Origin of the sequence: Brumimicrobium sp. (assembly GCF_048268645.1) — a bacterium.
Taxonomy (GTDB): Bacteria; Bacteroidota; Bacteroidia; order Flavobacteriales_D; family Crocinitomicaceae; genus Brumimicrobium; species Brumimicrobium ulvae.
The window spans coordinates 253,519-265,542 of sequence record NZ_JBLWVE010000001.1 but is presented as its reverse complement, the minus strand read 5'-3'; the positions used below and the strand labels follow the sequence as shown (position 1 = coordinate 265,542).

Annotated in this window: 9 protein-coding genes and 1 pseudogene; 6 read left to right on the top strand and 4 right to left on the bottom strand. The window is 37.0% G+C overall.

Features of this window, described 5'->3' with window-relative positions; genetic code table 11:
- Positions 1-61: 61 nt before the first annotated feature.
- The gene (locus tag ACN0U3_RS01155; protein ID WP_417264818.1) at positions 62-574 is read right to left on the bottom strand and encodes an RNA polymerase sigma factor; all 513 of its coding nucleotides are present in this window, start codon (positions 572-574) and stop codon (positions 62-64) included.
- Positions 575-772: 198 nt separating this feature from the next.
- Complete coding sequence (locus tag ACN0U3_RS01150) at positions 773-1,627, bottom strand: MerR family transcriptional regulator (protein WP_417264817.1); 855 nt, start codon at positions 1,625-1,627, stop codon at positions 773-775.
- A gap of 202 nt (positions 1,628-1,829) precedes the next feature.
- Between ACN0U3_RS01150 and ACN0U3_RS01145 the strand changes: the two genes are divergently transcribed.
- Positions 1,830-2,465 carry a carboxymuconolactone decarboxylase family protein gene (locus ACN0U3_RS01145; protein ID WP_417264816.1) on the top strand — a complete coding sequence of 212 codons (636 nt, stop codon included), beginning with the start codon at positions 1,830-1,832 and terminating at the stop codon, positions 2,463-2,465.
- Positions 2,466-2,571: 106 nt separating this feature from the next.
- Positions 2,572-3,828 carry a DEAD/DEAH box helicase gene (locus tag ACN0U3_RS01140; RefSeq protein ID WP_417264815.1) on the top strand — a complete coding sequence of 419 codons (1,257 nt, stop codon included), beginning with the start codon at positions 2,572-2,574 and terminating at the stop codon, positions 3,826-3,828.
- Here the strand turns inward: ACN0U3_RS01140 and ACN0U3_RS01135 are convergent.
- A pseudogene (locus ACN0U3_RS01135) lies at positions 3,714-4,136 on the bottom strand (transposase); the annotation flags it as partial. The gene ACN0U3_RS01140 and the pseudogene ACN0U3_RS01135 sit on opposite strands and share 115 nt — an antisense overlap.
- Positions 4,137-4,451: 315 nt before the next feature.
- On the opposite strand from ACN0U3_RS01135, the gene ACN0U3_RS01130 reads away from it, so the two are divergent.
- The 3 genes from ACN0U3_RS01130 to ACN0U3_RS01120 all read left to right on the top strand — a co-directional run bounded on the left by ACN0U3_RS01130 (position 4,452) and on the right by ACN0U3_RS01120 (position 6,992).
- Positions 4,452-4,916, top strand: a complete 465-nt coding sequence (locus tag ACN0U3_RS01130; protein WP_299202758.1) for a peroxiredoxin — start codon at positions 4,452-4,454, stop codon at positions 4,914-4,916.
- Positions 4,917-5,254: 338 nt separating this feature from the next.
- The gene (locus ACN0U3_RS01125) at positions 5,255-6,250 is read left to right on the top strand and encodes a lipoate--protein ligase (RefSeq protein ID WP_417264814.1); all 996 of its coding nucleotides are present in this window, start codon (positions 5,255-5,257) and stop codon (positions 6,248-6,250) included.
- A 370-nt stretch (positions 6,251-6,620) separates the two neighbouring features.
- Positions 6,621-6,992, top strand: a complete 372-nt coding sequence (locus ACN0U3_RS01120; RefSeq protein ID WP_417264813.1) for an endonuclease domain-containing protein — start codon at positions 6,621-6,623, stop codon at positions 6,990-6,992.
- Between the two features lie 554 nt (positions 6,993-7,546).
- Here the strand turns inward: ACN0U3_RS01120 and ACN0U3_RS01115 are convergent.
- Positions 7,547-11,023: a PKD domain-containing protein gene (locus tag ACN0U3_RS01115; RefSeq protein ID WP_417264812.1), complete on the bottom strand. Its 3,477-nt coding sequence runs from the start codon at positions 11,021-11,023 to the stop codon at positions 7,547-7,549.
- 159 nt (positions 11,024-11,182) lie between these two features.
- On the opposite strand from ACN0U3_RS01115, the gene ACN0U3_RS01110 reads away from it, so the two are divergent.
- Complete coding sequence (locus ACN0U3_RS01110; protein WP_417264811.1) at positions 11,183-12,007, top strand: hypothetical protein; 825 nt, start codon at positions 11,183-11,185, stop codon at positions 12,005-12,007.
- Positions 12,008-12,024 lie beyond the last annotated feature (17 nt).

Here is a 12,024-nt window from a genome sequence, read left to right as displayed (position 1 = left end):
AGAAACAACTTTTAGCTTCAGTTAAACTAATGCATTGCACATTAACTTTTGTTCAAAGCTACTAATTATTATAGTTGGCATATTCAGGAAGTTGATCCATTAGTTTTTTTCGTGCGATAAAGATTCTACTTTTAACGGTACCTAGCGGAATATCTAGCTTTTCAGCGATTTCTTTGTACTTGTATCCTAAATAGTGCATTTCGAATGGCTCCTTGTACTCTGGAGTCAAAGTCTCTAATTGTGCATTTATTTCCCCATCTGCAATGTAGTTGTATGGAGAATCTCTGTTTTCTGTTGAATTGTTCAATAAGAACATGTCCGTTGAGTTATCAAAAATTGTATTTGACCTTACTTTTCTTCTGTAATTATTGATAAAAGTGTTCTTCATGATGGTAAAAATCCACGCTTTGAAATTCGTTTTAGGTTTGTAATAATCCTTGTAACGAATCGCTTTAAGCATCGTATCTTGTGTTAAATCCTTGGCATCCTCAAGGTTTTTAGTATAGTTCATCGCAAAAGCCAATAAATATGACTCCATCGAAGTAAGCGTATTATTAAATTCTACTGTTGACATTTTCTTGTTTTGTTTAGAGTTGTGCTTATAATGTTAAACAGAACTGTGCCAAAGCTACGCGTTTTTAATGAATCTGCCAAAAAAGATCCTAACCTCAAGGTGGTCAAGGGTTAAGGTGTAGTATTTTTTTTAAGTTGACACTCCGTGTTTTAAACCAACCCCGCTAAGTGTGTACTTTTATACTCTTATTTGTGTATTTTATACCTCAATCCAGTCTTGAACAGGGAAGACCATGTCAGATTTTGGTAGTCCGTAAGTATCAGCCATAGCTCCTCCGATGAAAATAGGCAGTTGGACTTCCTCCAGGAGATGCATGATATAATTATTGTAATCTTCTTTAGGCGTATTTGCAATCATAGAAAGAATTATGCTCTTTGGGTTAATCGTGGGCAAAGTTTTCTTTAAATCTGAAATGGGTAGGTTTGTTCCGAGGTATAAAGTTCGGTAATTTCTTTTCTTGAGGATATAATTATAAAACAACAAACTGATTTCGTGAAATTCGTCTTCAGGTGTAAACAAAACGGCATCTACACGTCGTTTAGCCACAATGGGTAACTTATCTGTTTCAACAATTAATTTTTGACGAATTACGTTAGATACAAAATGTTCTTGAACAGGAGTGATTGTTCCGACCATCCATAGCACACCAATTCGATCAAGAAATGTCACCAAATAATTTCTGTAAACAGTTTCTAATCCTTCCTTTTGAATGGCGTTGGTTAATACCCTTTCGAATGTATCACAATCCAATTCAACCATGGACTGAATCAATAGACTTACAACAGCACTGAAGGATTGTTCTCCTTGGAATAAACCTTCAACTTTTTTCTTGATTTCACGTTCAGAGCATTCTGCAATTTTGGAAATTTTCCATCCATTATCATAAAGAATTGCAATGTTTAAAAGCTTTACAAGATCAGCATCTGAATAGGTCCTGATTTTGGTTTCGGTACGATCTGGAGATAAAAGAGCATAACGCTTTTCCCACACACGAATGGTATGCGCTTTAATCCCTGTTAAGGTCTCTAAATCTTTTATTTTGTACTCCGCCATGCTTATTCAACAGTTGATTGGTGTTTTAGTTCAAGCTTTACAAAGATAAGTTAAACAATTTTAAAGTTAATTTTAATTTCATTTGCGTAGAATAAAACTTTTCAAGTTATGCGTAACCTTTGTTACGTGATAAGATATGCTTACGCCGTATTTTGCTCTTTGGATTCAATTTGTTTTAATAAAACAGCTCAAGGAAAATAAAATGAAAAAAGAAATTACACTACCTGAAACCATAAGTGCAAGAACTGAATTTAAACGTAAGTTTACGTTCGGGCAAATGTACCTTTCTTTTGTATACGCAATTGAGGCCTTTTCAATTTTGGGTAAAAACAAGAAGAGTGAATTGATTCATCCTGACTTTTTAGAACGTTTACAATTGGCAGTGACAGAGGTTAATGGTTGCGCTGCATGTTCTTATCAACACACGAAAATGGCTTTGAATATGGGAATGAGTAGTGAAGAAATCAATAGTTTTTTAAGTGGTGGCGAAGATTTTATTGATCCAAAGGAAGCAAAAGCAATCGTGTTTGCGCAACATTTCGCAGACGAAACTGGACGTCCTAATAAAAAGGCCTATGACTCTGTTGTTGATGAATATGGTGAAGAAAAAGCGGAAGTCATCTTAGCAGCTTGTCAGGTAATGCTTGCAGGAAATATGTATGGAATTCCTTTCAGTGCTTTTCAGTCGCGTTTGAAGGGTAAAAAATACAAAGACAGCTCACTATTCTATGAGTTGGGAATGATGATTTTTGGAATACTGGCTTTGCCTGTTGCTGTTCTTCATGGTTTAATACGAAAGATTTTTGGCGTAGCTAACAAGCGGTTTTCTAAAGGGTAGTTTTTCGACTAACGGAAATTGCACGGCGTTTTTAAAGTGCTTTGAATTTTAGAGCAACAACAATTCCCATTAAAAAAATTGTATCTTTGTAGCTGATATACATTATATGACATTTAAACAACTCGGTTTAGCCGAACCAATATTAAAAGCCCTCGAAGAAGAAGGCTACGAAAACCCAACCCCAATTCAAGAACAATCGATACCTATTCTTTTAAAAGGAAAAGACCTATTAGGAGTTGCTCAAACTGGAACAGGAAAAACAGCAGCATTTGGAATTCCAATTCTGCATCATTTATACCATTCGAATAAAGACCAAAAAGGGAAGCGTAAAATTCGCGCCCTGATTGTTACACCAACAAGAGAGTTAGCCATACAAATTGACGAAAGCTTAAAAAACTATGGAAGGCACACAGGGTTAAGAACTACTGTGATTTATGGTGGAGTAAAGCAAACCAAACAAGTTGCCCGATTAAAACAAGGCGTTGATATTTTGGTGGCTACACCCGGTAGATTACTTGATTTAGAGAGTCAAGGCGTGCTAACTTTTCGCGATTTAAATTTTGTAGTTTTAGATGAAGCAGATCAAATGTTGGACATGGGCTTTATTCATGACATCAAGAAAATTATTGCAAAGCTTCCACCAAAAAGGCAATCACTCTTCTTTTCTGCAACCATGCCGAAAACAATTGTAGAGTTGTCTAAAAAAATATTGGGTGAGTTTGAACAAGTGAGTATTAAGCCTCAACAAGCGACTGCAGAAAAAGTGGAGCAAGGAATTTACTTCGTAAGTAAAGGGAACAAAGTGCATTTATTGAGAGAGCTCATCAAAGAACGCCCTGGAGAATCTATATTGGTTTTCTCAAGAACAAAGCACGGAGCCAATAAGATTGTTAAGAAATTAGCACAAGCAGATATTAAAGCGGCTGCTATTCATGGAAACAAATCTCAACCACAACGTGAAGCGGCACTGGGAGGATTTAAAGATGGAAAAATACAGGTGTTGATCGCTACTGATATTGCAGCGCGTGGAATTGATGTCGATGATTTAGCTTTGGTGATTAATTATGACTTACCTAATGTTGCTGAAACCTATGTTCACCGTATTGGAAGAACTGGTCGGGCAAAAGCAAGTGGAATTGCTTTGTCATTTTGTAATAACGAAGAACGTGCTTATTTGAAAGACATCGAGAAATTGATCCAACAAAAAGTACCCGTTATGCCTCCTCATCCTGAAGTAGAGGAAGAAGCTTATGACCCTGTGGCTGCGAAGAAAAAACCGCAACAAAGTGGCCGTGGAGGTGGAGGAAGAAAACCGCAAGGAAAGTCGCAGAAAAAAAGAAGTGATAACAACAGAAGAAGATAATGGTTTTTTAAAATGCTAACCACGCGTCTCCGAAATTGATTATGCGTGACGTTGGATGTCTTAGGGCCAATTTTTCTAAAAACACTCTGTAGGTTTTTTCTGCTTTCTCGTTCATTTTCTTTAATGGCTTTGACAATAGCATTGCTGGTAAACCTTTTAAATTTACCTAATAATATCTCTGGTCTTTCTTCGCCAATACTGCGGAATACAAGATGAACATAATTTGTCATGATACACCAAGAATAGATTTCCATTTCTTTGTGTTCTTGACAGTATTTGAGATTTTCAATAAGGATGTTCTTGTATTCATTTCTCGTAAAGACATCGAGTCATTCGACAGCTGCAAAAGTGACAAAATAGGGTGTATCAGGTTTGTGAAACTTATAATTTCTTGACCTATTGATTTAGGTTATAATTTAAGTTTTTAGCTTTTTAAACTAACCACGTGCCACTCGTAAGGAACATCGAGGGTCTCAGTTACCTTTCGTGCAGTAGCATGGGGGCTTACCACGCAGACACATGGTAGAAGGGATTCACCTCTCTCTCAACTTACCATTTCAAAAACTGTTGATTCCATGAAAACAATTCCCTTTTGTTTTTGTTAATTCTAAAATCAAAAACAGATGAGTAAATCAATTCAAATAGGTGACAAGTGTCCAAGTTTTTCTTTAAAAGACCAACATGGAGAGGTGTTTAATAGCGACGAAATTATCGGAGATAAAAACATGGTGGTTTACTTTTACCCGAAAGATGAAACAGCAGGTTGTACCAAACAAGCTTGTTCTTTTAGGGATGCATATACGGACTTCACAGCGGCAGGCGCTTTGGTGGTTGGAATTTCTAGCGATGATGAAGAAAGTCATAAGGCTTTTGCAGAAAACCATAACTTGCCTTTTATTCTCTTGGCAGATACCGATAAAAAAGTGCGCAAAGCATTCGGTGTTCCAACTAATTTGTTGGGATTAATTCCAGGACGAGTGACTTATGTTATCGATAAAAATGGAATCGTTCGTGGGGTTTTTAACTCACAAATGAAGTTTGAACAACACGTACCAGAAGCTTTGCTTATTTTAGATGAACTAAAATAAGCAAAGCTTCAGTATTGAGCAGAAACAGTATTGAGCAAGAGCAAGTCAGTATTGAGCAAGAGTTTTGAGTGTGTAAGACTTCAAGATTCTTCCATCAGCAAAAATCAAAGGTTTTGACTGCTGTTCGGCTTGTTTTTACCCACACTTACATCCAATAAACTTGTCATTCCTAAGGAATCCCAAGAACTCGGGATGATCGAGGAATCTCTTTTGTCTTCATGACCAACAGTTGTATTTAATAAAAACGATTCCCATTCTAATTCACCTTCTAATTACACAAAATTCTGTGCGTAAGCTCTCTAAAATTCTTACCTTTATCATTACTCAAAATTGTAAATATGATCTTCGTAGAAAATGAAAATGTTACCAATCCAAGGTTAAATTTAGCCTTAGAAGAATATATCGTGCGTCATTTTAGTGCAGAAAATGATTATCTGCTGTTTTATATCAATGAACCTTCAATTATTATTGGGAAAAACCAAATCACCATAGAAGAGGTAAATCAAGATTACATTGACCGAAACGATATTCATGTGGTAAGGCGTGTTAGCGGTGGTGGAGCAGTATATCATGACTTTGGAAACCTAAATTTCAGCTTTATTACGAATCACGACATCAATAAACTGCATAATTTCAAAAAGTTTACCGAGCCGGTGATCAAAGTATTGAACGATTTAGGTGCTTCTGCAGAATTAAAAGGTCGAAATGATATTTTAGTAGGAGAGAAAAAAATCTCGGGTACGGCACAGTTTTCTACAGGAAAACGAATGATTAGCCATGGAACTTTGTTGTACAATACCGACCTTAATGAAGTGGTGAATGCACTCAACGTTAAACCGAGTAAGATTGAATCTAAAGGACATAAATCTGTGAGAAGCCGAGTGGCTAACATTAGTGAATTTCTCGAAGACAAGTTGACAATCGAAGCGTTTAAAAGCTTGTTGTTGAAAGGGCTTTACGCAGAAAACGAAGCTTTTGAAACTTATCGTTTAACGGAAGAAGAATGGGCCGCAGTCCACCAATTGAAAGAAGAGAAATATGACACTTGGGATTGGAATTATGGACGCGCACCTAAATTCAATATGCAGTACAATAAACGATTTCCTGTTGGAGAAATTGATGTTAGAATATTTGTTGAAAAAGGCCGAATACAAGAAATTAAAATCTCCGGAGACTTCTTTGGAAAAGATCCTGTTGCACAAATAGAAGAAGTGTTGGTGGATGTTCCTTATGATAGAAAATCAGTTGAAAAAGCATTGGAAAATGTTGACGTTACCCAGTATTTCGGCGCTTTAGAAAAAGAAGATTTTGTAAATTTATTGGTTAATGCATGATTGTTAATAATTAAAGAGGGAATTGCTTCGAACCAAGTTGCTCTTTTTAAATGCAAACAATTTCGATTCAAAAATCATCCTCTAAACACATAAAACGTGGGTTCTTACGTTTCCCCCTTTGGAGGGGGGCAGGGGAGGAATTCAGCAAGAGTATTGAGTATTGAGCAAGAGTAGTTGCTTCGAACCAAGTTGCTCTTTTGAAGAGAATACTATCTATTCAAAAATCTATTTCTCTACCTAAAAAAGAGGTCTTTTCGTCTCCCCCTTTGGAGGGGGGCAGGGGGGAGGAATTCAGCAAGAGGATTGAGTATTGAGCAAGAGTAGTTGTTCCGAACCAAATTTTTCATTATTTTAATGTAAAACCTTAATTATGAACAACCACTACAATCCAAATTTAAAAAAGTATGCAAACGATTTAAGAAATGAATCTGTTTCACGTGCTGAAAAGTATCTATGGAAAGCGGGACTTCGGGCCAAAAAACTAGGTGTAGCTTTTAAACGTCAAAGACCAATTGATAGATTTATAGTCGACTTTTTTTCTGCAGAAATCAATTTGATTATAGAAGTTGATGGCAGTTCACACGATACGAAAGGTAGTTATGATAGATATCGACAAGATCGACTGGAAGCATTTGGTTATACTGTTATTCGCTTCCAAGAAGGAGAGGTGATTCATAGATATCCAGAGGTTGAAAATAAGATTTTAAGGGTAATTGAGGTGCTGAAGAGTAGGATGGAGTAATTGTTTTAAGTGTCCTCCCCCCTGCCCCCCTCCAAAGGGGGAATTGCTTCGAGCTCACAATTACTTTTAAGGAGAACGATTTCCATGCTGAAACATCTTTTAATCGCAAAGTTCTACTTACACACTTAGAGGTGGGTTTCTACGTCTCCCCCTCAGGAGGGGGTTGGGGGGAGGATTTAGCAAGAGGATTGAGTATTGAGCAAGAGCAGTTGCTTTGGGACAAGGTTTTCTTTTTAACGAAAACAATTTCGATTAATATCCTCCCCCTTTATCCCCCTCCAAAGGGGGAGTTGAACAACCATGATTCCGTTTCATATTAAACGATTCTTTTAAAACTGGTATTATGAAAGTAGTATTGAGCAAGAGCAGTTGCTTCGGCTTGTTTTTACCCACACTCACACCCAATAAACTTGTCATTCCGAAGGAATCCCGAGAACTCGGGATGACTGAGGAATCTCTTTTGTCCTTTTCTGACCAACAATTGCATTTAATAAATACTATTCCCCTACACAAAAAATGAGTTTCTACGTCTTCTCCTCTAGCTGGGGAGAATTTTACAACTTCACAAATCCAACGGTGGGGACTTGCTTTGTGCTTGTGATGGTTCGAATTTTATAGTTCCCTGCAGCCCAACCTGAGGTGTTGACATAAAAAGTGTTGAGGCCTTTTTGCAATTCTTCCTCCTCTGTAACTGTATGAACCAATCGTCCTTGGTCATTGTAGACATGAAGGGCAATCACTTCTTTGGCTGGCATCACTACTTTGATGGTCAATTGATCGCTAACTGGATTCGGATAAGGGTGAATAAGTACCACTTCTGAAGGCGCAATAACACGACAAACCTCATTGTTTTCTAAATCAAGCTCGGTAAATTGTGCTGGAGATACGATTCGACCTTCTATACACAGATAGTTTTGGTCGGCATCTTTGTCCATTACCGTTGCGCTGGGTGCGGCAGAAAAAACATAAATTTCTGACTGTCCAGCTTGTAAGTTTCCAGACCATGTTTCTTTAATTCCTCCGCTTAATGAGGGTTTACGTAGGTACAAATCTACCCTATTGATGGGCGTTGTTCCAATGTTTTTCAACTGAACACCTATGGTGAGGTAACCGTTCTCTTCTTGACTAAACAATTGCGAAATCAATAAATCTGTCTGACGTTCCAACACTGTTCCTTGGATAGTCATACTGTCTGAACATCCATGAATGTTGCGCACTAAAAGTTCAACCGTGTAGGTATTCCCAATTTGCGATTCATCAAAAGTAATGCTCGTGTCTGCTTGCTGGGCATTTGCAAAATCCCCAAAAGTCCATTCGTATTGACTTGCACCAGTACTTGTGCTTTGGAAAACAATAGGGTAATCGCTTACAAAAGCATTCGGAGAGAAGTCAAAGTCTGCATCGATATAGTCTTTAATGGTCACGCTTGAAACAGCTGAATTTTCACATCCAAAGGCAGACCTTACGGTTTGTTCTAATGAATACGTTCCTGCATTTGGAAACTGGTGACCTACTGTAAATCCAGTGATTGACGTTTGACCGTCAATAGACCAATCTACTTGAGCAACGCTGCCATTGGGAATAAAAGAATTGTCAATGAATTGCGCATCAATTCCAGCACATGCTTGTTCTAAAGTATAATTCACTTGTGGAATGGCGTGAATTTTTATCGTTTGTGTTGTGTCATCACTACAACCGTTATTCGCTGTTGCTGTTAATCCTACGGTATAAACACCTTGCGAAGCATAAGGCTTTTGCGGATTTGTTTGACCGGAATTGGTGCCGTCTCCAAAAGTCCATTGGTAGCTTGTGATGGTCGCTGGACTAGCTACTGTTGAAGCGTTTTGGTAATTCACCACACTTCCTTCACACACCTCATTAAAATTAAAATCCGCTGTTGGAGTTGGCGCGATGGTTTTGGTTTGCACCAATGTGTCGATACAACCAAAAATATCAGTTCCGATGAGCATTACGTCATAATCTCCCGGTGATGCAAAAACATGTTGGGTATTTTGTCCTGTAGCGACATTGTTTGTTCCACTTGCAGGATCATTAAAATTCCAATTCCAATCGGTGATGGTTTGCGGACTCAATTGACCTCCGTTAAATTCAATGCTTTGGTTTTGACAAATATAATTCGTTGAGAAAGTCAAAATCGGGTTGGTTTTGATTTCAATCGGAGCGCTTAGCGTATTAAAACATCCGGAAGAAGTTTCTATGGTCAAGGTAATGTCGTAATTTCCATCTGCAGAATAAGCGAAATTTCCTTGTTCAACATTTTCTGTCGACCCTTCTCCAAAGTTCCAATCCCAAGCAATAATACTCGATCCATCGGTTGTAGTGGAAAGGTCTTCAAAATCGAAGGAGGCAGCAACACAAGATTGTGCAGGAACATCAAACGCAATATTCGGTGCATCACCAATAATCGTCACATCAATGGTATCCATAGCAACACATCCATTCGCATTTTGCACTTGAACATTGTAGGTCCCCGAACTTGAAATGCCAATCTCTGGTGTTGTTGCTCCGGTATTCCACAAATAACTCACCGCTTCATTTGCGCCAACACTCAATCCGAGGTTGTTTCCAGTACACAAATTAACATCAGGTCCCAAACTTGCCGTTGCAGTAAATGGATCTTCATCAAAAACCAAGGTATCCGATTGAAAAACACAACCGTTGGTATCCGTCACCGTAACATGGTAACTCCCTGGAGAATTGATGACTAAACTATCTGCAGTCGAACCATCCGACCATAGGTAATTGTAGTGCTCCCCAAGCCCTGTTTGCCAATCGATGAATTCGCTAGGGCAGTAGAGTTGGGAGGTGGGGTGTTGGAATTCTGGAAAAATAACTTCTATTGTATCTGAAGAAGTAAAACCGAAAATATCTACTGTTTCAACCCAATAGGTCCCAGGTTCCGAAACAATCAAGCTATCAGCTGTTGAGCCATCAGACCAAAGGTAAGAATCGAAGCGTTTTCCTGCGTAAAGGGTAGTGTCGCAAAAGCCGTATTGGGTGATGTTAGGGCCGAGGTTGACAGGTGGGGCGTATTTGTGGCGGAGGTAAGCATGCGTTAGGTCTCTTAAAGAATCAGGAAGAACGGAGTTAAAAAGTATGATTTCACTTATAGAGCCATCTAGGTAATAAGATCCACCAGAATGACCAAGAAGAACATTATTCCTAAAAGAAGGAGTTCCAGATGTGGAGTTAAATATCAGGGTGTTGTTAATTTTAAAGACAAATGAAGGTCCAGAACTAATATTTAAAATATGAGGTTTAGTTAAGGTAGGCATACCTATAATATCTCCAATATTGAACCTTATGTTTCTACCAAAACCCATATAAATAGAGTTATCAGTCCAAGGATAAACGTTAGCAGCAGATGCGGTTCCAAAACTCCAAATCCCTCTTTCATTTGAAGCTCCACTAGTCGATGTAATGTTCAGAAGTGAAAACACTTCACCATTATTTAGGTGACTTAAATCAACACCATCTAAAAAATTATTTTGGGATGCTTTAAACTCTACCTTGTTATGATTGTTTATCTCATCATTGGAATACAATAAGCTAGGTTGATTTAAACTGTTTAGTTGAGAGAAATGATTATAGTTACTTGATAAATCAATCCACTCGTTAATTTTGTCTCCTGAAACTGGAGTGATACTATCCGCATTAAGCCACATCTCTAGTTCTGGCCAACTTTTAAAATCTACAATTCTAAAAGTTCTAGTTTCTGACCAGGTACTGTTATTAGCTTTAATCCTCCAAAAAAACTCTTGATTTACAGGTAAATTTAAAACCTCATGGCTTGTTGCTACAGTAGAAGTATTAGTTAGCAATATGGTGAATCCAATATCTGTTGCCACTTGAATTGTATAGTTTACAGCGTTTGAATACTCATCCCATTCAAAATCAACAGAGTTAACCTCAAAAACAAAATTATTATCAGGATAAACTAAATTAGTTTGCCCAAAAGTTGGTACAGCTATAATGAAACAAAGAATAAAAAGTGAGATATATTTTCTCATAGACTACAATTTAATAAAAATATCTGTTTTTTTAAAAAGTAAACTTAATGATAAGCATTAATTTTATCATCTTTGTTGACTACTTAATTGCTTTATTAGAATTATAAACAGTTGATTACTTCAATCAAATAAGATAGCTAACTACTTAAAAGTGTAATAATGTATAGAAAAATAAGAAATTTAGCTTCCCTCATAAAACAAATAATTTTCAAACGTAAGGAGCTTAGGCTTTATTTAGAATTATCCTCTGAAAGAACAAAAGCAAGCGAATACTTAGAAAGATATAACCTTGAAAAAATTAAAACCGAACAGGATAATAGAGATGTAAAAAACCCACTATGGGATTATTTTCAAAATAATAAAGAAGGAAACGGTATATGGAAATGGGAACATTATTTTGACATTTATCATAAACACTTCAACAAGTTTATTAATAAAGAAGTTAAGGTATTAGAAATCGGTATTTATAGCGGTGGAAGCTTAGGAATGTGGAAGTCATATTTTGGAGACAAATGTAAAATATATGGTGTTGACATTAAAGAGGCTTGCAAAATCTATGAGAATGACCAAACAAAGGTTCTTATTGGTGACCAAGAGGATAGAAATTTTTGGAAAAATTTATTTAAAGAAATTGGACCTATAGATATTATAATTGATGACGGAGGACATACTACAGAACAGCAACGTATTACTTTAGAAGAAACATTAAGTGAAATAAACCCAGGAGGGATTTACTTATGTGAAGATGTGCACAGAGAAAACAATAGGTTTGCAGAATACACTAAGAGTTTTGTTGATGAATTGAATAAAATAAAGGTAAATTCTAATAAAAACAATCTAACATCTGGAGTGACTAATTTTCAATCAAGCATTAAGTCGATATGTTACTATCCTTATGTTACAGTAATTGAAAAATATGAAGCGCCCATATCAAAATTAAGTGCACCAAAACACGGAACTGTTTGGCAACCATTTTTTGATTAAAAACAAGATGACTTTAA

Coding starts and splice junctions, on each gene's coding strand:
- ACN0U3_RS01125 (WP_417264814.1), top strand. CDS start 5,255: ATGATCTTCGTAGAAAATGAAAATGTTACCAATCCAAGGTTAAATTTA.
- ACN0U3_RS01110 (WP_417264811.1), top strand. CDS start 11,183: ATGTATAGAAAAATAAGAAATTTAGCTTCCCTCATAAAACAAATAATT.
- ACN0U3_RS01145 (WP_417264816.1), top strand. CDS start 1,830: ATGAAAAAAGAAATTACACTACCTGAAACCATAAGTGCAAGAACTGAA.
- ACN0U3_RS01120 (WP_417264813.1), top strand. CDS start 6,621: ATGAACAACCACTACAATCCAAATTTAAAAAAGTATGCAAACGATTTA.
- ACN0U3_RS01155 (WP_417264818.1), bottom strand. CDS start 574: ATGTCAACAGTAGAATTTAATAATACGCTTACTTCGATGGAGTCATAT.
- ACN0U3_RS01150 (WP_417264817.1), bottom strand. CDS start 1,627: ATGGCGGAGTACAAAATAAAAGATTTAGAGACCTTAACAGGGATTAAA.
- ACN0U3_RS01115 (WP_417264812.1), bottom strand. CDS start 11,023: ATGAGAAAATATATCTCACTTTTTATTCTTTGTTTCATTATAGCTGTA.
- ACN0U3_RS01130 (WP_299202758.1), top strand. CDS start 4,452: ATGAGTAAATCAATTCAAATAGGTGACAAGTGTCCAAGTTTTTCTTTA.
- ACN0U3_RS01140 (WP_417264815.1), top strand. CDS start 2,572: ATGACATTTAAACAACTCGGTTTAGCCGAACCAATATTAAAAGCCCTC.